We start from the raw sequence: 19150 nt of genomic DNA, 5'->3' as shown, positions 1-19150 counted from the left end.
GAAGTGGCATTTATCTCAAATTTTAGCGATTGCCGTTAAGGTTCGTGGCAAGGCTCGGGCCAGCGACCGCTTGTGGCACGGGCAATCGCCTTGAAGACGCTGCCCAAATTCTTAACAAGAACCGAAAAATATACGAAAATCCGACGCTTACGCCCCGTTAACCACAAGGAACGAAGCTCGCCGGAATTGCCCCAAAACAGGATTTTTCGCCCGTTTTGCGCCCGCTCCGAGGTGGCCCGTTTATTCTTTCATTAAGTCGGCGGTGCGAGATTCGGACCATCACGAGGCAGCCCGGCCAAACCCCCTTCGAAGGCGAAATAGGCGTTCCGGATAGGCCCGAAAGAAACAACAAAGGTGGCAGGGCAAAGCGTGAATGTATTGCGTGACATGGCTGGCAGATGGGCTTCCCGCGTGGATGAAGCTGCCGCCACGTGGCTGCCGCATCGTGACTTCAAGCGTCTGCGTGCTGCGGCGGCCGTGTCTCTGACGGCTCTGCCGGTCGTGCCGCTGGCGCTTACGGCTGTGTTGCCGGTCTCCGTCGCCCTGCCGGTGGGGACGGCGCTGTGGGCCGCGGCATCGCTCTTGGCCTCGGCCGCTGCCATTGGTCGGGACCACCAGCGTCAGGCATATGATGTTCGCGAGCCTGCGACTGCGATTGCCGATCTTTCAGTGGCCTACGATCTTTTCGCCGGTCTCGTCACGGTGCATGACCTGCGCGGCAATGTCCTGTCCGTGCATGGTCGCGATGCTGCCGAACATCTTACTCTGATGCGCGATCCTTGCGGCCGCGGGTTCATCGAGCAGATCCACGTCTCCGATCGGATCACATTCATGCGGGCTATCGATGACTTGCGCCAGAATGGTGAGAGATCGGCGGTCGACATCCGCCTTGAGCGGCGCTCGGTACCGGCCGAAGGGGCGCAGTTCGTACACATGCGTTGCGAGATGACACCGGTCCGGGACGCCGAGGATCGGCTGACCGCCATCGTCGTGCAATCCCGCGATGTTTCCGAGGAAGCCCGGCTGCGGGCGGAAGCAACCGCCAAGGCGGCCCATGCCGAGTCGGCGAACGATGCGAAGACGCGTTTTCTCGCGGCCGTCAGTCACGAACTGCGCACTCCGCTCAACGCCATCCTCGGCTTTTCGGACGTGCTGGCCGGCGAATATTTCGGTAAGCTGGAGAACGATAGACAGCGCGAATATGTCTCGCTGATCCACAAGTCCGGAGCCCACCTCCTGTCTGTCGTCAACACGATGCTTGACATGAGCAAGATCGAGGCCGGCCGCTACGAGCTTGTCCCGGAGCCCTTCCGCGTGGCCGATGCCGTTGCCGCTTGCGAGGCCATGCTCTCCCATCAGGCACGCGAGAAGGGCGTAAGGCTGACAAGCCGCGTGACGCGCGCAGTTGGTGAAATCAATGCCGATCAGCGCGCGTTTCAGCAAATATTGATCAACCTTGTCGGCAACGCGATCAAATTTACCAATCAGGGCGGACTGGTCACAATCGATGCCGAAACCGATGGCGCAGCGCTCAAGCTCACCGTGAGCGACACGGGGATCGGCATCGCCGAAGACAAGCTGCAGATGCTCGGCCAACCTTTCGTCCAGATTCAGAATGACTATACGCGCCGCTACGAAGGCACCGGGCTCGGTTTGTCGCTGGTGAAAGGGTTGGTCACGCTGCACGGGGGCAATATTTCGATCCGTAGTTGCGAAGGCGAGGGGACGGTCATCGCCGTTTCGATCCCACGCGACGGATCCGGCATTGCGAACGACGAACAAACGAGCATTCCCGTTACAGTGGAGTTCCCACCGCGGCTCAAGGAGCGCGGCGAAGGAGCGATGCGTATACGGGAGGTTGGCTTCGAAGACGAGGGAATGAACGAGGACCGGGGACATGGCTCCGCGCAAGCGCAAACAGCCTGAGCGGAAGAGAGCGGCACAGGCTCGACCTGGCCTCGCATTGCGCGGCCTGGCCGCCGGTGCTCGCGGTCTTGCATTTGCGGGCAGCGTGATGGCTCGCCACCCGGTCGGTGCTGGCGGATCCGCCGCCTTCGTCGTCGTCTTCAGTTTCGTTGCGGCCAATGCCATGTGGTATCAGCACGGCGCCCACCCGTCGCCACTTCTGCGCACCCGCGTTCCGCTGGTCGGACCCGAAGTTGCCGAGCGCCTGGCGGCTGCCAATGGTGAGCCGGTCGAGCCCCGCAACGTAACGACCTTCGTCATCGAACGGGAACGCGCCGAAGGACCCGGGAACGGCGACGACGCGGCTGCCGCTGCACTGGCCACCTCGACGCTTACTGCCGACATACAGAGAGAGTTGGCGCGGCTGGGTCTCTACGATGGAGCGCCGGATGGGCGTACCGGCCCGAAAACCTCGGCCGCGATCCTGCGCTTCGAAAAGCAGACCGGGCGTATGCAAAGCGGCGAAGCGAGCGACGACTTGTTGCAGGCGTTGCGTGCGACGCACGATACTGACCTTGCCGTCGTCACCCCTGGCGACCGTCCCTATTCGGACCCCAAGTCCGGGCCGGCAGAGGTCGATCCGGTCGCTGCGGCGATCCGCACTGCCGAAGAGGACAAGGCGTTGCTTCCTCGGGCCGACATTGCTGTCTCGAGCGAATTGGTGGTGAGCATCCAGAAAGGGCTCAGCAATCTCGCTTATGCGGACATCGTCGTCGATGGCGTCGCCGGCGATCAGACGCGCGCCGCTATCCGGCATTTTGAAAAGCACTACCGCCTGCCGCAGACCGGTGAGCCGAATGCGAAGGTTCTCAAGAAGCTGAAGGAAATCGGCGCGCTTTGAGCCGCGCCGCCAACCTCAGTTCGTGACCGCAGCGGCGGTAGGCTTCCCCAACAATTGCATGCCGGTGGACTCACATGTATCAGCCTCCCATGCGCCTCAAATCCGATATCTTCGTGTCCTCCCTGGTACGCCGTGTCTTTGCCCTCGGCGGCTATGCCGCAGTGTTGCGCAGGGGTGCCCAAGAGGCCGGTGCAATCTTCATTCGTCAGCGCTCGCGGGTCGGGATCGAGACGCTCTATGCGCCAGCGCCGCAGAACTTCTTCGAAGATGAAGCCGATACGACTCGCAAATTCGAGATACGGATGCAGGATACGGATGCGGACCATATCGACAGCGCGCTTTCCTCCGAGATCCGCTTCGATCCTGATTGCTGGATTGTCGAAATCGAACTGGACGATTGCGACGATCTGTTCGAGGTCGTGGCCGCCGACGTCGGTCCCCGGCGATAACCAAGGCGCGACGCGCTTCAGTTAATAGAAGGCGCGAAGCGCGGCTAGCGTCTGCCCAATCCTCGCATGGGCTGGGCGGTGCTGCGATGGGCGACGGCTGGACGAGCCTCTTGCTGGCGGGGGTCGGAGGCACGATTGTCGGCGAGATGGGCCTCGTAGCGGGCCGGGTCGGGGGCTCCATGCTCATCCGCGCGTAGCCAGGCCTCGACCCGCTCGACACTGGCTTTCCTCGCAACCGTCTCGATCATCGCTGTGGCGCGCGTGCCGCCGCCGAGCCTTTCGGAAAGATGCGGATAAAGCGCCTCGAGCAGAGAATTCATCTCATCGTTGGGGAACTCGAGTGCAGAAAGGGTCACGGTGAGTTGCTGGCCCGAGATGTCGAGAAGGATCCGCTCGGCAAGCGCTCGGCTCGATCGCAATGCGTCGGCGAGAGTCGAAGCGAAGAGAACCGCTTCGCCACTGCGGGCAAACCGCATGAGCAACGCCTGGTGGAGCTCGTCGATTGGCCGAATACGGGACGTGCCTTCTCGCGGCTCGGCCCGCACCAATGCCTTGATTTCCTCGCGCAGCTTGTCTTCGCGAGCGATGCGATCGGAAGAAGTGCTGTCCCCGGCCGGCGGTGACGGACTAGCGGCGTCTGCCCTCGGCTGACTCGCGCCCAACTGCCCGTTCGGATACACGGCCTGGTGGTGCTCGACCAGCGCATCGACGACCGAGGGGGAGAGATTTTCGCGGTGCGCGATTGCGCTGGCATGGGCCGCTCCCTGCCGGCGGATGATGGAAATCAGCACCCGATCGGAAATTGCTTTCGATCGCGTCAGAAAGGTAGCGGCAATGGCAATCGGCATGCTGCCGATCAGCAGGGCGACGGGCTCGGGCACGTGCGCACATTGCGAAAGGGCGGCGGTCGCCTGACGACGGGCTTCGTCGCTCGATCCGAGGAAAAGCGGTTCGAACAATTCGGCAAACTGCTTCATGTCCGACTTGCGCGGGATGCGAAGGCTCTCGAAGCCGGTGACGGTCGCCATCAGCACGACGTCCTTCAGTCGGCCCGTTTGCGGCCTTTCCAACTCACGAAACCGGTTCGTCACAATTTGTCCTTGCACGCAAAACACGATCGCCATCGCCGATGGCCCGGAACGGCACACGTCATCAAAAATAGATCTAAAACGTTAGCGTAGCATTAACTATGGACGTTGGGGCTTTATTCAGGCTTGCGGCACTGTCGTGGCGACGCGGAAATTTCCTTGATCCACAGAGGTCGGAATTCCGGGCTGCTTTCAGCCTTAAAAACTCCACATGCACTTCTATTTGATCCGCAAATCGGTGAAGCGCTGGTGCCAGCCGAAGGGGCCGAAGGTGGCCCTCTATGGAGATAGATCTGTGAAAGATGCGTTTTTTCGGGCGGTCGCTGTTTGTGCGCTCTTGTTCGCCCCGGCGGCAGCCGTGGCTGCGGAAGGTTTTGCCACCGCCAATGTCAACATGCGATCGGGGCCGAGCACACGCTATCCGGCCGTGACCGTCATCCCAGCCGGTGAGTCGGTAGAGATCCACGGCTGCCTGGCGGACCTGCCGTGGTGTGATGTTTCCTTCTACCGCGGGCGCGGATGGGTTGCCGGCCGATATGTGCAGGCCATCTACCGTAGCAACAGGGTCTATCTGGAGCCGGAGTACTATCGCCCGCTCGGCATTCCCACGGTCGTCTTCCAGTTCGATCGCTATTGGGATCGCAACTACAGGAGCCGCGACTTCTATCGTGACCGTGACCGCTGGCGCCGTGGTCCCGACTGGGCGCAAGAACGGGACGGGCGTGACTGGGATCGACAGCGTGCGTGGGATCGTCGCGAATGGGAACGCAGGCAGGTGAGCGAGGATCGCCGGGAATGGGAGCGTGACCGCGACGACGAGCGGCGTGAACGGCGCCGTGACAACGAAATGCGAGTGGTTCCGGAGTGTGGTTTCGACGATCGCCTGTGTGAGAACGACTGAAGTACCGTGCCCTCTGTGGGCGGCGGGCCGCTCGAAGATCGGGGTACGGCACGCAGGTCGTGAGAACGGCTGGAGACGTTTCGAGACGGCGGGCGGCAATGGCCGTCCGTTCGTTTTGGTTCGGGCCCATTTGCGTCGCATCGCGGGAACCAATCCCGCTTCGACGCGTTGACATCGCGCGAAGAAGAGGAGTGACGAAATGGCGGAGAAGAAGCTGGCAGCCGTCGGGGCGGAAGTGGATGCTGAAGCACGCAGTGCGAGCGCGCAGGCGGAACTGGAAGCACAGATTGCAGACCTGAGAACGGAGATTACTCGGCTCACGGAGACGGTTTCGGCCATTAGCACCGGCGCAAGGGCGGTCGTGCAGGGCGAGGCGGAGTTGATGACGGAGCGCGTCCGTGAACGCGTTCGCGAGGAGCCTATATCGAGCCTGCTGACAATCGCGGGTGTTGCATTCCTGTTCGGGCTGCTTGCGAGACGCTGATCGTTCTCAGATACCGGAATAGAGGACCAGAAGAGGGGAGCACGATGAGCTTAAGATAGTGTTAACTTGGCTATGGCTCAATCAGGATGGACCGGCTATCATCGGTCCGCATCTGATGTGAACCCCCAAATAACGTCCGGGTCACCGGAAGAAGGAGCAGATGAGAACGGCGCGTCTGTCCAGGGAACGTAACCTTTGGAATATGCGTCAGCCCGATTGCGGGCAGGGTGAAATCGGTACGGTAGTTCATCCGTCTCATGGAAATATGGAGACGAGCATGGCAGACGTAATCAGAATGCAGGACCGCAGGGTCCAAAAGCCGCGAAGGCGACCCGTGAAATCAGGCAGCGCCACTGTGCTGTTGTTTACAGGTATCCGTTACGAGCGTCTCGACGGGCGTGGACCACAGCCCACGGCGCCGGTTGGACCGCGGGTGAAGAAGCAGTAGTTTGATTGTAGTGTGCGGCACAGCCGCCCACGCGGGTGCGGCCGCGTGACTTAAGTTGTCACTTCAATGCCCGGGACACCGGGCGCCTCCACCAACCTGCGACGATAATGCCATCCGGAACGCCCGGGCGATGTACCTTCCGGTTTTGCCCGGTAATCAAAAGTGCCGCGCATTTGCGCGCCCGTTGCATCTTCCTTAAATCGTAGGTGATTCAGGCTGAAAACAGCATTCAAAATGCCGCGGCGTCGTTTGCGCGGCTGATGACGCGCGGTGCTGTCGAGGAAGCGGCGCCGGCGGTATCAACGCCGGAAGGGCTCGCAGCTCGACTCGGTGAGGAAATTGCGAACCTGTTCCTCGAAGCTGTCGAGCGGGGCAAGGGCTCGCAGAACCGCATAACCTTCGTCGTCCTTCATCTCGATCATGATGGACTGAGCCAGTGTTTCGGGGGGCGACTTGCGCAATTCGACAAGTTGGATCGGCGTGGCGACGACCAGGTCGAGGCTGCCGTTGACCGCCGTATGATCGTTCATGCTGAACACTTCGTTCGAGTTGCTGTCGAAGACGGAAAGCGACCAGAACGGCACCGCGCCGCGGGCGATGAAGCGCGCGGGCGCCTCCGCGATCGAAAAGCTGCAGACGGCGGTTCGAAGATAAGGGTCGCTGTTGTCGAGCCCGGTTACCCCCGGCTCGGCCGTCAGTGGGAAGAAGCTGTCCATCTCGAGAAGGCCGAGCACGCGCGTGTAGGCGTCTCGCCCGGTGAATTGCGGTAGGGCGAGCACGATAATGATATGCAGCAGAGCCGCGCCAAACAGGCCGACGAGAATCGCAAACAGCGTGCTACGCATTTCCGCACCCCGTCTTGACGATTTTCGGCATCGCAAGATCGATCAGCCCTGAGGAGCCGGCGGTCGGTGTGTCGAGCAGGGTCAGTACAAGTTTAAAGCTGCCGCCGTGGCGGATGGCGAGCCAGTTTTCCGGGTGAGCGACGGGCGAGGCGTGGACGACGAAACTGCTGTTTTCGGCGCGCAGCACCGTCCAGGAGTTCACCGCCGAAGGCAGGTCCGGTCCGGGTCGCAAGGTCACGCCCTCCGACGTCGTCGCATAGAGGGTCCAGAAACGGGCCGGCGGTGTCATGCCCGAAATATCATAGGAGCAGGTAGCAGATAGCCGCGCGCCGCTGTCGTCGGTCGCAGCCGTGAAAATCAGCCCCTCGGCACCTCCAAAGAGCAACTCGCCGGCGCGGGCGCGGTGCGCCTTGGCGTAGGGATCGGCGGCTGCCGTCTGTGCCTCGGGGAACGCGACCCAGGGGCCGATCGCGATCGAGCCGAAGCCGACGGTCGCCTTCAGCGCCCAGACAGCCGAAGTGATCCCGCCGCCAAAGGCGACGATCAGAGCGAGTGCGACGAAGAGGGGAATGCGAAACAAGGAGCGGCTCAATCGTATCTCGTTTGCCTGGCAATTTGCGAAAGCCACGCGGCATGACCGGTTCGTTCGTCAAGGAAAGGATTTGTGACTACAAAGTCAATTGCTTGTGGCATTCGTCGTAACGCGGTCGGGGGAGTTGCTCGTCGGCGCCTCTAGCACTGCGACCCTGCCGGAGTTCTTTTCCGGTGCTTTGAGCGGGGAAGCTTTTTCGAACGTCGCGCCGATCGCTTTCAACAGCTTGGTCACCTCAGCGGAAAGGGAACGCGGGCGAACAAGCGGCGGAAGGGCATTTTCATCTTCATCGCGCTTCGCGTCCGCCACGGCTGCCGGCTTCTTGGTCGCGTCGGGAAGCGGGTTGTCGATGCCGGGGATCGCCCGATGCTCGATGCCCTGTTCTGCATAATCCATCAGCCGTTTGAAGGTCATGGCCGGCAACGAACCGCCGGTCATCTCATCGGTCGATGTATAGTCGTCATTGCCGAACCAGACAGCGGTCGTGTAGTCGCCAGTGAAGCCGATAAACCAGGCATCACGATAGGCCTGCGTGGTGCCGGTCTTCCCGCCGGTAACGATGCCGTTGTCGAGGGCTGCGCGCCTCGCAGTACCCATCACCGGAATCTGGGTGAGAATGCGGTTCATCGACGAGACCGCTTGTTCGCTCAGAACCCGTTGCGCCTGAGGTGCATCGCGGCCGAAATCGTAAAGGATGTCGCCATCGTAGTTGAGGATCTGGCTGATGCCGTGGCGCCGCGACTGCAGGCCGCCCGCAGGAAAGACGGCGTAGGCCGTCGCCTGGTCGAGCACGGTCACTTCGGACGTGCCAAGCGGCATGGTCTTGTCGGTGCGGATCGGCGTTTCGACGCCCATCTTCTTTGCGGTAGCGGCAATGATTTCGGTGCCGAGCTTGTCTTTGGCGAGGCGCACCGGAACGGTATTGATCGATCGCGCCAACGCGTTCATCAAGGTGACCCGGCCGGCATACTTGCGGGCGTAGTTCTGCGGTGACCAGCCGCGCCACGTGATCGGCGCATCGACGACCACCGTCTCGGGCGTCATGCCCTTTTCCATCGCCGCGGCATAAGTATAGACCTTGAAGGAGGAGCCCGGCTGCCGCAGCGCCCGTGTTGCCCGATTGAACTGGCTTTCGCCGTAGTCGCGGCCGCCGACCATGGCCCGTACGGCACCGCCGTTTTCCACCATGACCACAGCGCCCTGCTTCACCTTGTAACTTTCGCCATATTGCCGGAGGCTCGACTCGACCGAGTCCTCCGCTGCTTGTTGCAGACCCATATCGATCGTCGTGCGCACGATCAGGGAGTGTTGCGCGAAGGGGGCAGCGATACGCTGGACTTCGTCAAAAGCCCAGTCGAGGAAGAAGTCGGGCGCCTTGACCTGGGCGCGATCGATCACGGTCGCGGGATTAAGGCGAGCGGCAATCACTTGGCCCTCGGTCATCAGGCCGCCCTGAACCATGTTGGTGAGAACCTCATTGGCACGGCCGCGTGCGGCCGGCAGGTTCACGTGCGGCGCATAGCGGGCCGGGGCCTTGAAAAGGCCGGCGAGCATAGCGGATTCGGCGAGATTGATGTCGGTGATCGTCTTGCCGAAATAGAACTGCGAGGCCGCAGCCGCTCCGAAGGTGCCGCCGCCCATATAGGCACGGTCCAGGTAGAGGCGCAGGATTTCCTTCTTTGACAGGTTGCATTCCAGCCAGACGGCGAGGAAGGCTTCCTTGATCTTGCGCTCGATCGTGCGTTCGTTCGACAGGAACAGGTTCTTGGCAAGCTGTTGGGTGAGGGTCGAGCCGCCCTGGACCACGCCTCCCGCCCGGGCGTTCTCGGTCATGGCGCGCGCCAGACCGAGAAAATCGATGCCCCAGTGATCGAAGAAACGCCGATCCTCGGTGGCGAGAACCGCCTTGATGAGATGGTCCGGCAGTTCGTCGATCGGGGCCGAGTCTTCGTGGATAATGCCGCGGTGGCCGATATCATTGCCGTAACGGTCGAGGAAGGTCACCGCAAAGTCGCTCTGGGCGCGCCAATTGCCTTTGGTTTCCTCAAACGCCGGAAGGGCCAGAGCCAGCATCAGCACTGAGCCGGCCGTCCCCCACGTTGCCGCTTCGCCAAGCACTTCGAAAAGCGCTCTCTTCCAGCCGCGTACGCGAAAGCGCCGGAAGAAGATGGTCGTCTCTTCCCACCATTCAGCCAGCCGGAATCCGGCATTCCACACCGTCGAGTCGATCCAGGAATCGATTCTGAGAAAGATGTGTCGCCTCTTCGGCCGGTTGTCCTCTTTCTTCGGTTCCTGCACGGCGTTCTCGTCCCGAAGGTTCGCTTGCCCCACAATGATATTTGCACGGCGCGAGTTTCCAATCTACTTGCATATCGTGCTGCCGGCCTTAAAAAACCGGCAATTTTCTGCAAATCTTCCATGTCGGCATGGAACGGACGAAAGTGTGACATGATGGGCGAAATGCCTTTCTGGAAAACCAAAAGCCTTGAAGAAATGAGCAATGCCGAGTGGGAAAGCCTCTGTGACGGCTGCGGCCTCTGTTGCCTGAACAAGCTTGAGGACTGGGATACGGGCGAGATCGCGTGGACGTCGATCCGCTGTACCCTGCTCGATGGTGAAAGCTGTCGCTGCAAGGATTACGACAACAGGCAAGCGACGGTGCCCGACTGCATCCAGCTGACCCCGAAGGTGGTGCATGAGATCTCATGGCTGCCGCCGACCTGCGCCTATCGGCTGATCGGCGAGGGGAGGGATCTCTATTGGTGGCATCCGCTCGTCTCCGGCGACCCGGAAACCGTCCACGCCGCCGGCATTTCCGTGCGTGGGCGCACCGTCGCGGAGGACGGTATCGATGTTGAGGACTATGAGGACTACCTGGTTACCTGGCCGCTGAAAGTAGGGCTGGAAGTGGCGCGCTAATGCATGTCGCCCAGCGGTTTTTGGACGACGACATGCGTGAAAACAAAGACCTAACGCGCACGATGGCTTGCCGTCCGGAACCGCGTCGTTTCAAAGAATGAAATCAATTCACCGTTTCAATGAGGGGCCAAGGATCAGCCGCCGTTCTTCTTCACGAGGCTTTTAGGCGCGACGTTGCGCCATGCGGTTTCCATGGTCTGCCGGACAAGCGTTTCGTCGGCGTCGGCGAAGTAGAATGAAGTCCAGCCGCGCTCGCCCCAGCCGCCGGGCACCGCGGCGCAAACGCCGGGCTCCATTTCCAGCAACATGCGCTGTTGATCGGGGGTGAATTTGAAGACCGCGCGACCCGCCTCCGGCAGCGACATGAAAATCCGCTTGCCCACACGAAAATCCCGTGTTCCGAAATGGGCATTCTCTTGCGTTCCGGGCAGGCTGAGTGCCAGCCTTTCGAGCTCTTCGGTCAGCATGGCAAAAGAGTAGCATGGAATTCTGGATTGGTAAAAAGGCCGCAACGGCTCTGTCATCGACCGTTAGGAGGAGCCCTGGCGCCTTCTTTGTGGAGTGGCATCGCTGAACAAAGCGCGTTCGTTCAGCGATGCAGGGATTGTCATTCTGCAGGCGGAACGGGCTTTTCTGCAGTCTCGCCAGCCGTGCGCATCGCGCGCCACTCGTTCTCGAAACGATCGAGAAGCGATTGCGGAATCCTGGATTGCGGGAGTGCGGGCTGTTTGTTCGCGAGCGTCTGCATCCGTTTCTCCTAGGTTCATGATGGTTCAAGGATGCAAGACCATTTCACATCGTAAATACTTTGTAAATCAGTGGTTTAAATCATTTAAACGATTGAAAAATCTTTAAATCGATTAGTGTTTCGATTGTCCCACAAATTTATTCTTGAGCGCCCTGGACGAGGGAACGCAACCGGAAAATGGTGCGTTTTCAGGTCCTTGAACATAAATGCGGACTTACTTCCGGAGATCGCGGATTCGGCCTCTGAAGGATCGGACTCAATTCTTGAGAAAACGGCTGCAAGCGACTCAGATGAATCGCGAATTCGGGAAGAGCGCCCGGGTAGGCCTCCGGCCTCCAAAAACGGCGCGGTCACGGTTAGGGTCCTCGTAAGCATTCTTCCGACAACGCCACTGTCCGTGGCGGTCGCCGAAGGGGCCGCACCGGCCATTGCATGTTCCTTAAATCGTAGCCGATTTTGAAGTGCTACAGCGTCCGTTGCGCGTCTGATCAGACGCGCAACGCTGTAGGTCGTGCGATCTTTCGCAACCGGAGGAATCGTTGCAATCTACGGTCGTTTTCTTGAGTGCCGACATTCATTTGCCATTCAGCCTGTATCAGTTAATGATTTTCGCCATGATGCTTCCCAAGTCGAAAGTGCGTTCATGTCTTCACCAGTGATCATAGCCGCGCTTGCCGCAGGCCTCGCGGGCTTGTCGCCGCCTGCCATCAACGTGCCTTCGGCTGTTGTCCGCGCGGCTGGCGATTGCAGCGCTGCCGCCGCGCAAGTGGTTGCCGAGACGGGTGGAGAACTGCTCTCCGCCCAGCCGACATCCGACGGCCAATGCGTGATCACGGTGCTTATCCCGGGCAACGGTGGGCGGCCGAAGAAGGTAACGGTGAAGGTGCCGATGTAGGCCGCTTGCGGGTGACCTACGAGCAAGGGAAATGAACGCAGATGCGCATTCTTATAGTCGAGGACGACGCCAACCTGAACAGGCAGCTCGCCGACGCGTTGAAAGAAGCTGGCTACGTCGTCGATCAGGCGTTCGACGGTGAGGAGGGCCACTATCTTGGCGATGCGGAACCCTATGACGCGGTGATCCTCGACATCGGCCTGCCGGAGATGGACGGCATTACCGTTCTCGAGAAGTGGCGCGGCGACGGCAAGACCATGCCGGTCCTGATTTTGACCGCACGCGACCGCTGGAGTGACAAGGTAGCCGGTATCGACGCCGGCGCCGATGACTATGTGGCCAAGCCCTTCCATGTGGAGGAGGTGCTTGCCCGGATCCGTGCCTTGATCCGCCGAGCCGCGGGACATGCGAGTTCCGAGATCGTCTGCGGTCCTGTGCGCCTCGATACGAAGGGCTCCAAGGCGACCGTTCGCGGTGTGCCGCTGAAGCTCACGTCGCATGAGTTCCGGCTGCTCTCCTACCTGATGCACCATATGGGGCAGGTCGTATCGCGCACGGAACTGGTCGAACACATGTATGATCAGGATTTCGACCGGGACTCCAATACGATCGAAGTGTTCGTCGGTCGGTTGCGCAAGAAGATCGGCAACGACCTGATCGAAACGGTCCGCGGCCTCGGATATCGCATGCAAGCGCCCGGCAATGGCAATTAGATCGCTCACGGCCCGCGTACTGGCGGTTTCGACCGTTTGGGCCGTCGTCGCCCTCGTTGTAATCGGAGTGGTTATCTCCGCGCTGTACAGACAAGGGTCTGAGCGCGGCTTTCAGGATCTGCTGCGCGCACAACTCTACAACGTCATCAACTCGATTTCCGTCAACGAGAAGGCCGTTCTGTCCGGAAGTCCGCAACTCGGCGACCTTCGTTTCTCCCAGCCCCAAACCGGATGGTACTGGATCGTCGAGCCGATCGGTGAATTTGATACGCCGCCACTCTTGTCGACGTCTCTAGGCTCCGCGAAACTGCCGATTGCCAGTGTCGACGAGGTTCCCTTCGATATTCGCTACGAGCGCTTCTACACGACCATGGATCCGTTCGGAAACGAGGTCGAGGTGGCCGAAACCGAGGTCGTGCTCGACATTCAGGGGCACGCGGCCCGCTTCCGGGTCGCGGGCAATCGCGATGTGCTGGAGGCTGATATCGACCGCTTCACCCGCAATCTCACCATCGCGCTGTCGATCTTCGGTCTCGGCGGCCTCGGGGTCAACGCGCTGACGATTCTGTTCGGTCTCAGGCCACTCGACCAGGTGCGCCGCTCGCTTGAAAAGATCCGCGCGGGCGAGAGCGAACGCCTGGACGGTGCTTTCCCGCGTGAGATCCAACCGCTTGCCAACGAGGTGAACGCCCTGATCGACAGCAATCGCCGTATCATCGAACGGGCGCGCATGCAGGTCGGCAACCTTGCCCATTCGCTGAAGACACCGATCGCGGTTCTGCTCAACGAAGCGCGCGTGCTGGAAGTACCGCATGGGGAATTGGTGAAGACGCAGGCCGACGCGATGCAGACCCAGGTGCAAATCTATCTCAGCCGCGCGCGTATCGCCGCGCAGCGGGGCTCTATCCTCGCCAGAACCGAGGCCCAGCCCGCGCTCGAGCGGCTTGTCCGGGTGATGCGACGCCTCAATCCGGACAGGCAGTTCAGCCTGTCGATCAATCCGCCGGGTTTGATATTGGCGATGGAGCAGCAGGACGTCGAGGAAACGGTCGGCAACTTGCTCGAAAACGCCGCGCGACACGCACGCGAGCATGTCTGGCTGAGTGTGCGACCCGCCCCGGAAGACGTACACGGTAAGGATCAGGGCCGGCACTGGATCGTACTCGACGTCGATGACGACGGTCCGGGGCTCAATCCGGACCAGATCGCCTTGGCAATGAAGCGTGGCAAGAGGCTCGATGAGAGCAAGCCCGGCACCGGGCTGGGACTTTCGATCGTGAGCGAGATTGTCGGAGAGTATCAGGGCACGATCGAACTTTCGCGGCGCGACGAAGGCGGATTGCGGGCCCAACTCGTTCTGCCGGCTGCGGTTTAGCGGCCACACCGCGGCTGAAAATGCCGATGCCCCGAGAGGGTATGGTTGCCTGACGCGCCGGGGAGTGCAAAAAGAAAATCGACGGGGTGCTACCTCTCCGCCGCCGGATGTGCGGCACGGCGGAAAAGGTGGTTTGCGGTGAAGTTGAGTTGTCGGGGGATCATGAGGAACCACGCAGTAATGGCACGAGCCTTTGTCGCCAGCGGTAGGATCGCCGTCATCGCGTCTGCCGTCGCGCTGGCTGGTTGCGGCACGGCATCGAACGGCCAGCGTGGGGTGGTCTCCGGTCTTTCTGCGACCGGAACGCGAGGAGCATCGTCGACAGCCTATATCGCCGCGCTGCAGGGCGGCGTCATCGCGCGCCTCGAGGGCATCGATCTCGGCAAGTCGGATCGGCAGAGGGCGCTCGAGGCCGAGTACCGGGCGCTGGAGGCGGCACCAGGGGGGCAGCCGGTCGTGTGGGAGGGACGCGGTGTCAGCGGGTCCGTCGTCGCCGCGGCGCCCTTTCAGGTCGGTTCGCAGAATTGCCGGCAATACAGCCATACGGTGACCGTCAAAGGGCAGCAAACGACCGCGCGCGGAGCGGCGTGCCGCAATTCTGATGGAACCTGGACGCCGCTGACATAAGCTCGCAGCGTTACTACGGTGACGCGCCTCGGCTGCCAAACCAGCGAAATATGCGGGCGACCTTGCGGCGAAACGCCTCAAATCTCCGTCATTGCCAGTTTTCGAGTTGGAATGGCACGGGGCTCATAGTATTTCCCCTCCATGTTGTTTTGGATCCTCGTCGCTATCTTGACGGCGGCAGCCGCTGTCGTGCTCGTTCTCCCGCTGATGCGGGCAGCGGCACCGCTTTCCTCTCCCCACAGTCATGACATCGAAGTTTATCGCGACCAGCTCGAGGAAGTGACGCGGGACCAGAAGTCCGGCCTGATCAGCGGCGAGGACGCGGAACTCGCCAGGGCCGAGATTGCGCGCCGGCTGCTTGCGGCGAGTGCCGCGGACGTGCCCGTCCAGGAGAGTGGTGCGAAATCCCTGCGTTCGAACCGCATTGCGCAGTTCTTCGTTCTTGCCTGTCTTCCGGCTGTGGGGCTTTGCCTCTATCTCCTCACCGGCAGTCCCGGCGTGCCGGCGCAACCGCTTGCAGCCAGACTTGCCAATCCGGGTGACGATATCAACATTTTGATTGCGCGGGCCGAGAACCATCTCGCGGCCAATCCGGGCGATGGCCAGGGCTGGGACCTGCTGGCGCCGATCTACATGCGCAGCGGCCGTGTCGAGGACGCTGTTGCCGCCTACGACCAGGCGATCCGCCTGCTCGGGTCGACGCCTGCCAGACTCGGCGGTTATGCGGAAGCGTTGATCGTGCAGTCCGGCGGCCTGGTGACGGCCGATGCGCAGGAAGCCTTGAAGAAATCGCTTGCCCTCGACCCCAACGACCCGCGCTCGGAGTTCTATCTGGCTCTCGGCCTCAAGCAGGAGGGTAAACAGCAGGATGCGCTCGCCGCGTTCCGCAAGCTTGCCGGCAATTCTCCTGCCGACGCGCCCTGGCTGCCATTGGTGAACCAGCACATCGCGGAGCTCTCCGCCGGTCAGGCGCCTGCGGGCAACACGATGCCCGCCAGCCCGACATCCGAGGATATGGCGGCCGCCGCGCAGATGGACGCCGGCGATCGCCAGGCCATGATCCGCGGCATGGTCGACAGCCTGGCGAGCAAACTGAAGGAAGATCCCGCGAACTTCGAAGGATGGATGCGGCTGGTCCGTTCCTACGTTGTGCTTGATCAAAGAGACAAGGCACGCGACGCTCTACAGCAAGGGCTGAAGGCTTTCCCGGCCACCGGGGATCAGGGGAAGCAATTGCTGGCTCTCGGCCGCGAACTCGGCATCGACGCGGACGGAGAACAAGAATGACACGCAAGCAGAAACGGTTGGCGATCATCGGCGGTGGCGTCAGCTTCTTGATCGCCGCCGTCTTCCTGGTGATGTTCGCCTTCAGCCAGGCGGTGGCCTACTTCTATGTTCCGGGCGATCTCGCAAAGGCCGCCCTTGCGCCGGGAACGCGCATCCGCCTCGGCGGCCTCGTCGAAACCGGTTCGCTCAAGCGTGGCGAGGGCAAGACCATAACCTTCAACGTTACCGATACGCTCGGAACGGTACCGGTTACCTATACCGGCATCCTGCCCGATCTCTTTCGCGAGGGGCAGGGTGTGGTGGCCGAGGGCGCGTTTGTTGCAGGCAGCCCCGTGTTCGTCGCCGATACGGTGCTCGCCAAGCACGACGAAACCTATATGCCGAAAGACGTTGCAGACCGCCTGAAGGCCCAGGGTGTTGCGCTCGGCGGCAAGGAAAACATTCAATGATCATCGAGCTCGGACATTATGCCCTGGTGCTGGCGCTCGCGACGGCGTTCGTCCAGGCGATCTTGCCGATCGCCGGGGCGCGGCGCGGTGACAAAGCGCTGATGGAACTCGCATCGAGCGCTGCGCTCGTCTGCGCCTTGCTCGTCGCCTTCTCCTTTGCGGTGCTGACCTTTGCTTACGTGACCTCCGACTTTTCCGTACGGAACGTCTGGGAGAATTCGCATTCGCTCAAGCCTTTGATCTACAAGATTTCCGGTGTGTGGGGGAACCACGAGGGATCGATGCTGTTGTGGCTGTTGATCCTCGTCTTCTTTTCTGCCCTCGTGGCGCTTTTCGGCCGAAACCTGCCGGAAACGCTGAAGGCAACCGTGCTCGCCGTACAGGCCTGGATCGCGGCCGCGTTTGCGCTCTTCATCCTGCTGACGTCCAATCCCTTTGCCCGCCTCATTCCGGCACCGGGCGAGGGCAAGGACCTGAACCCCGTGCTGCAGGACGTCGGCCTCGCCATCCACCCGCCTTTGCTCTACCTCGGCTATGTGGGTTTTTCCGTCTGTTTTTCCTTTGCGATCGCGGCACTGATCGAGGGTCGCATCGACGCAGCATGGGCGCGTTGGGTGCGTCCATGGACGCTTGCCGCCTGGACCTTCCTGACCGCCGGCATCGCCATGGGCTCCTACTGGGCCTATTACGAGCTCGGCTGGGGCGGCTGGTGGTTCTGGGACCCGGTCGAAAACGCCTCGTTCATGCCGTGGCTCGCGGGCACGGCGCTGCTGCACTCTGCGCTGGTGATGGAAAAGCGCGAGGCGCTGAAGATCTGGACCGTGCTGCTGGCGATCATGACCTTCTCGCTGTCGCTGCTCGGTACCTTCCTCGTCCGTTCTGGCGTGCTCACGTCGGTGCATGCTTTTGCGACGGATCCGACACGCGGGATCTTCATTCTCGTTATTCTCGTCGTCTTTATTGGCGGCGCGTTTTCGCTCTTCGCGTTCCGGGCATCCCGCCTCAAGTCCGGAGGGCTTTTTGCGCCGATCTCGCGCGAAGGCGCGCTCGTTCTCAACAACCTCATTCTCACGACTGCGGCCGCGACCGTGCTTACCGGCACGCTCTATCCTCTGGTGCTTGAAGCGCTGACGGGGGAAAAGATCTCGGTCGGTGCACCGTTCTTCAACATGACCTTCGGCCTGTTGATGCTGCCGCTGCTCTGCGCAGTTCCGTTCGGCCCGCTGCTTGCCTGGAAGCGCGGCGACCTCACGGGTGCTGCCCAGCGCTTGGTCGTTGCGGCCGCGGTCGGCCTCTCTGTCGCTGCGGTCTATTACTACGCAATGAATGGTGGCCCCGTACTCGCTCTGCTCGGCATTGCGCTCGGCGTCTATCTGATCGTGGGCGCGCTGACCGATCTGGTGTTGCGTTCCGGGATCGGCAAAGTGGCTGGCAGCGTTGCCTGGAAGCGGCTTTCGGGCCTGCCGCGCTCCGCCTTCGGCACAGCACTCGCCCATACGGGACTCGGCGTTACGTTGATCGGCATCGTCGCCGTCACCGGCTTTGAGACCGAGACAGTTGTCGAGATGAAGCCGGGCATGATGGTGGAGGCCGGCGGCTACAGCCTGCGCTTCGACGGCATGCGACCAGGGCGCGGACCGAACTATACCGAGGAGACCGGGCACTTCACGGTCAGCCGGGGCGGCGTAGCGGTCACTGAAATCTGGTCGTCGAAGCGACTCTATACGGCGCGCCGGATGCCGACGACGGAGGCCGGAATTCGGACCTTTGGCCTCAGCCAGCTCTATGTTTCTCTCGGCGATCAGATGACGGACGGCGGTATCGTCGTGCGTGTCTGGTGGAAGCCGCTGATCCTTTGCATCTGGGGCGGAGCGCTGATCATGATGGCGGGCGGTGTTGTCTCCCTCAGTGACCGCCGCTTGCGGGTTGGCGCGCCGACGCGCGCCAAGAGGGCCGCGCGGCTCGCCCTGGGGGCAGCCGAATGATCCGCTTGCTCCTCGCGCTTTTCCTTTGCTTCTCTTCCGTGCTGCCCGCCTTGGCGGTCAATCCGGACGAAGTGCTGGCCGATCCGGTACTCGAAGCGCGCGCGCGGGCGATCTCGGCCAAGCTTCGCTGCATGGTCTGCCAGAACCAGTCGATCGACGACTCCAATGCCGAACTCGCCAAGGATTTGCGGGTGCTGGTGCGCGAACGGTTGACGAATGGCGACACGGACGAAGCGGTGATTGCCTATGTCGTTTCCCGCTATGGCGAATTCGTGCTGTTGAAACCGCGTTTCGAGGCAAAGACCGTGATCCTTTGGGGCATGCCGGTCATCCTGCTTCTTTGCGGCGGAGTTGCCCTCGTTGTCGCGGCGCGCCGACGCAACGCGGGTACGCCCGGCGCGCCGCTTTCCGACAAGGAAAAGGAAGAGCTCGACAAGCTCTTGAGGTCCTAGAGCATCGTTCCCGCGCTGCCCGGGCTCTGAGTCTTGATGCCGAGCGATGGGGTCAAGGCGCATAGACGGTTTCGCATATTCGAAACG

20 protein-coding genes are annotated in these 19150 nt (G+C 61.5%); 14 read left to right on the top strand and 6 right to left on the bottom strand.

What is annotated here, in order from left to right; translation table 11 throughout:
• The first annotated feature begins 387 nt into the window (after positions 1–387).
• From QN222_RS13965 to QN222_RS13955, 3 genes are all read left to right on the top strand, one after another.
• Positions 388–1926 carry an ATP-binding protein gene (locus QN222_RS13965; protein ID WP_283962662.1) on the top strand — a complete coding sequence of 513 codons (1539 nt, stop codon included), beginning with the start codon at positions 388–390 and terminating at the stop codon, positions 1924–1926.
• Positions 1898–2806 carry a peptidoglycan-binding domain-containing protein gene (locus QN222_RS13960; protein ID WP_283962661.1) on the top strand — a complete coding sequence of 303 codons (909 nt, stop codon included), beginning with the start codon at positions 1898–1900 and terminating at the stop codon, positions 2804–2806. The genes QN222_RS13965 and QN222_RS13960 overlap by 29 nt, the downstream gene beginning before the upstream one ends.
• An 89-nt stretch (positions 2807–2895) precedes the next feature.
• Positions 2896–3255, top strand: coding sequence for a DUF1491 family protein (locus QN222_RS13955; RefSeq protein WP_283962702.1), 360 nt, complete (start codon positions 2896–2898; stop codon positions 3253–3255).
• A 44-nt stretch (positions 3256–3299) separates the two neighbouring features.
• Here QN222_RS13955 and QN222_RS13950 read toward each other — a convergent pair whose 3' ends face one another.
• Positions 3300–4370 (bottom strand): DUF2336 domain-containing protein, encoded by a 1071-nt coding sequence (locus QN222_RS13950; protein ID WP_283962701.1) that lies wholly within the window; start codon positions 4368–4370, stop codon positions 3300–3302.
• Between the two features lie 268 nt (positions 4371–4638).
• On the opposite strand from QN222_RS13950, the gene QN222_RS13945 reads away from it, so the two are divergent.
• Together QN222_RS13945 and QN222_RS13940 are read left to right on the top strand one after the other, a co-directional pair.
• A complete protein-coding gene (locus tag QN222_RS13945) occupies positions 4639–5244 on the top strand; it encodes an SH3 domain-containing protein (RefSeq protein WP_283962660.1) in 606 nt (201 codons plus the stop codon).
• 199 nt (positions 5245–5443) lie between these two features.
• On the top strand, positions 5444–5728 hold the full coding sequence (locus QN222_RS13940; RefSeq protein ID WP_283962659.1) for a hypothetical protein: 285 nt from the start codon (positions 5444–5446) through the stop codon (positions 5726–5728).
• A gap of 747 nt (positions 5729–6475) precedes the next feature.
• Here QN222_RS13940 and QN222_RS13935 read toward each other — a convergent pair.
• The 3 genes from QN222_RS13935 to QN222_RS13925 form a co-directional block, all read right to left on the bottom strand.
• Positions 6476–7021 (bottom strand): DUF1254 domain-containing protein, encoded by a 546-nt coding sequence (locus tag QN222_RS13935; RefSeq protein WP_283962658.1) that lies wholly within the window; start codon positions 7019–7021, stop codon positions 6476–6478.
• Entirely contained in the window at positions 7014–7601 is a 588-nt protein-coding gene (locus QN222_RS13930) for a DUF1214 domain-containing protein (protein WP_283962700.1), read from the bottom strand. Before QN222_RS13930 ends, QN222_RS13935 begins: the two co-directional genes overlap by 8 nt.
• Positions 7602–7697: 96 nt before the next feature.
• Positions 7698–9911: a transglycosylase domain-containing protein gene (locus QN222_RS13925; protein ID WP_283962657.1), complete on the bottom strand. Its 2214-nt coding sequence runs from the start codon at positions 9909–9911 to the stop codon at positions 7698–7700.
• 153 nt (positions 9912–10064) lie between these two features.
• On the opposite strand from QN222_RS13925, the gene QN222_RS13920 reads away from it, so the two are divergent.
• Positions 10065–10532: a YcgN family cysteine cluster protein gene (locus QN222_RS13920; protein ID WP_283962699.1), complete on the top strand. Its 468-nt coding sequence runs from the start codon at positions 10065–10067 to the stop codon at positions 10530–10532.
• 134 nt (positions 10533–10666) lie between these two features.
• On the opposite strand, the gene QN222_RS13915 is transcribed toward QN222_RS13920, so the two are convergent.
• Complete coding sequence (locus QN222_RS13915) at positions 10667–10999, bottom strand: MmcQ/YjbR family DNA-binding protein (RefSeq protein ID WP_283962698.1); 333 nt, start codon at positions 10997–10999, stop codon at positions 10667–10669.
• A 140-nt stretch (positions 11000–11139) separates the two neighbouring features.
• On the bottom strand, positions 11140–11280 hold the full coding sequence (locus QN222_RS13910) for a hypothetical protein (RefSeq protein WP_180940510.1): 141 nt from the start codon (positions 11278–11280) through the stop codon (positions 11140–11142).
• A 643-nt stretch (positions 11281–11923) separates the two neighbouring features.
• Here QN222_RS13910 and feuN point away from each other — a divergent pair.
• From feuN to QN222_RS13870, 8 genes are all read left to right on the top strand, one after another.
• Positions 11924–12175: a two-component system FeuPQ modulator FeuN gene (gene feuN / locus QN222_RS13905; RefSeq protein ID WP_180940511.1), complete on the top strand. Its 252-nt coding sequence runs from the start codon at positions 11924–11926 to the stop codon at positions 12173–12175.
• A 41-nt stretch (positions 12176–12216) separates the two neighbouring features.
• Complete coding sequence (gene feuP / locus QN222_RS13900) at positions 12217–12888, top strand: two-component system response regulator FeuP (protein WP_136504056.1); 672 nt, start codon at positions 12217–12219, stop codon at positions 12886–12888.
• A complete protein-coding gene (locus QN222_RS13895; protein ID WP_283962656.1) occupies positions 12878–14263 on the top strand; it encodes an ATP-binding protein in 1386 nt (461 codons plus the stop codon). Before feuP ends, QN222_RS13895 begins: the two co-directional genes overlap by 11 nt.
• A gap of 180 nt (positions 14264–14443) precedes the next feature.
• The gene (locus QN222_RS13890; protein ID WP_283962655.1) at positions 14444–14890 is read left to right on the top strand and encodes a hypothetical protein; all 447 of its coding nucleotides are present in this window, start codon (positions 14444–14446) and stop codon (positions 14888–14890) included.
• 141 nt (positions 14891–15031) lie between these two features.
• Positions 15032–16177 (top strand): c-type cytochrome biogenesis protein CcmI, encoded by a 1146-nt coding sequence (gene ccmI, locus QN222_RS13885; protein ID WP_283962654.1) that lies wholly within the window; start codon positions 15032–15034, stop codon positions 16175–16177.
• A complete protein-coding gene (ccmE, locus tag QN222_RS13880) occupies positions 16174–16626 on the top strand; it encodes a cytochrome c maturation protein CcmE (protein ID WP_283962653.1) in 453 nt (150 codons plus the stop codon). The genes ccmI and ccmE overlap by 4 nt, the downstream gene beginning before the upstream one ends.
• Complete coding sequence (locus QN222_RS13875; RefSeq protein WP_283962652.1) at positions 16623–18611, top strand: heme lyase CcmF/NrfE family subunit; 1989 nt, start codon at positions 16623–16625, stop codon at positions 18609–18611. The genes ccmE and QN222_RS13875 overlap by 4 nt, the downstream gene beginning before the upstream one ends.
• Positions 18608–19063, top strand: a complete 456-nt coding sequence (locus tag QN222_RS13870; protein WP_283962651.1) for a cytochrome c-type biogenesis protein CcmH — start codon at positions 18608–18610, stop codon at positions 19061–19063. The genes QN222_RS13875 and QN222_RS13870 overlap by 4 nt, the downstream gene beginning before the upstream one ends.
• Positions 19064–19150 lie beyond the last annotated feature (87 nt).

It is taken from the genome of Sinorhizobium sp. 6-70, from assembly GCF_030124375.1.
Classification (GTDB): Bacteria; Pseudomonadota; Alphaproteobacteria; order Rhizobiales; family Rhizobiaceae; genus Sinorhizobium.
This window is presented reverse-complemented; position numbering and strand designations above follow the sequence as displayed.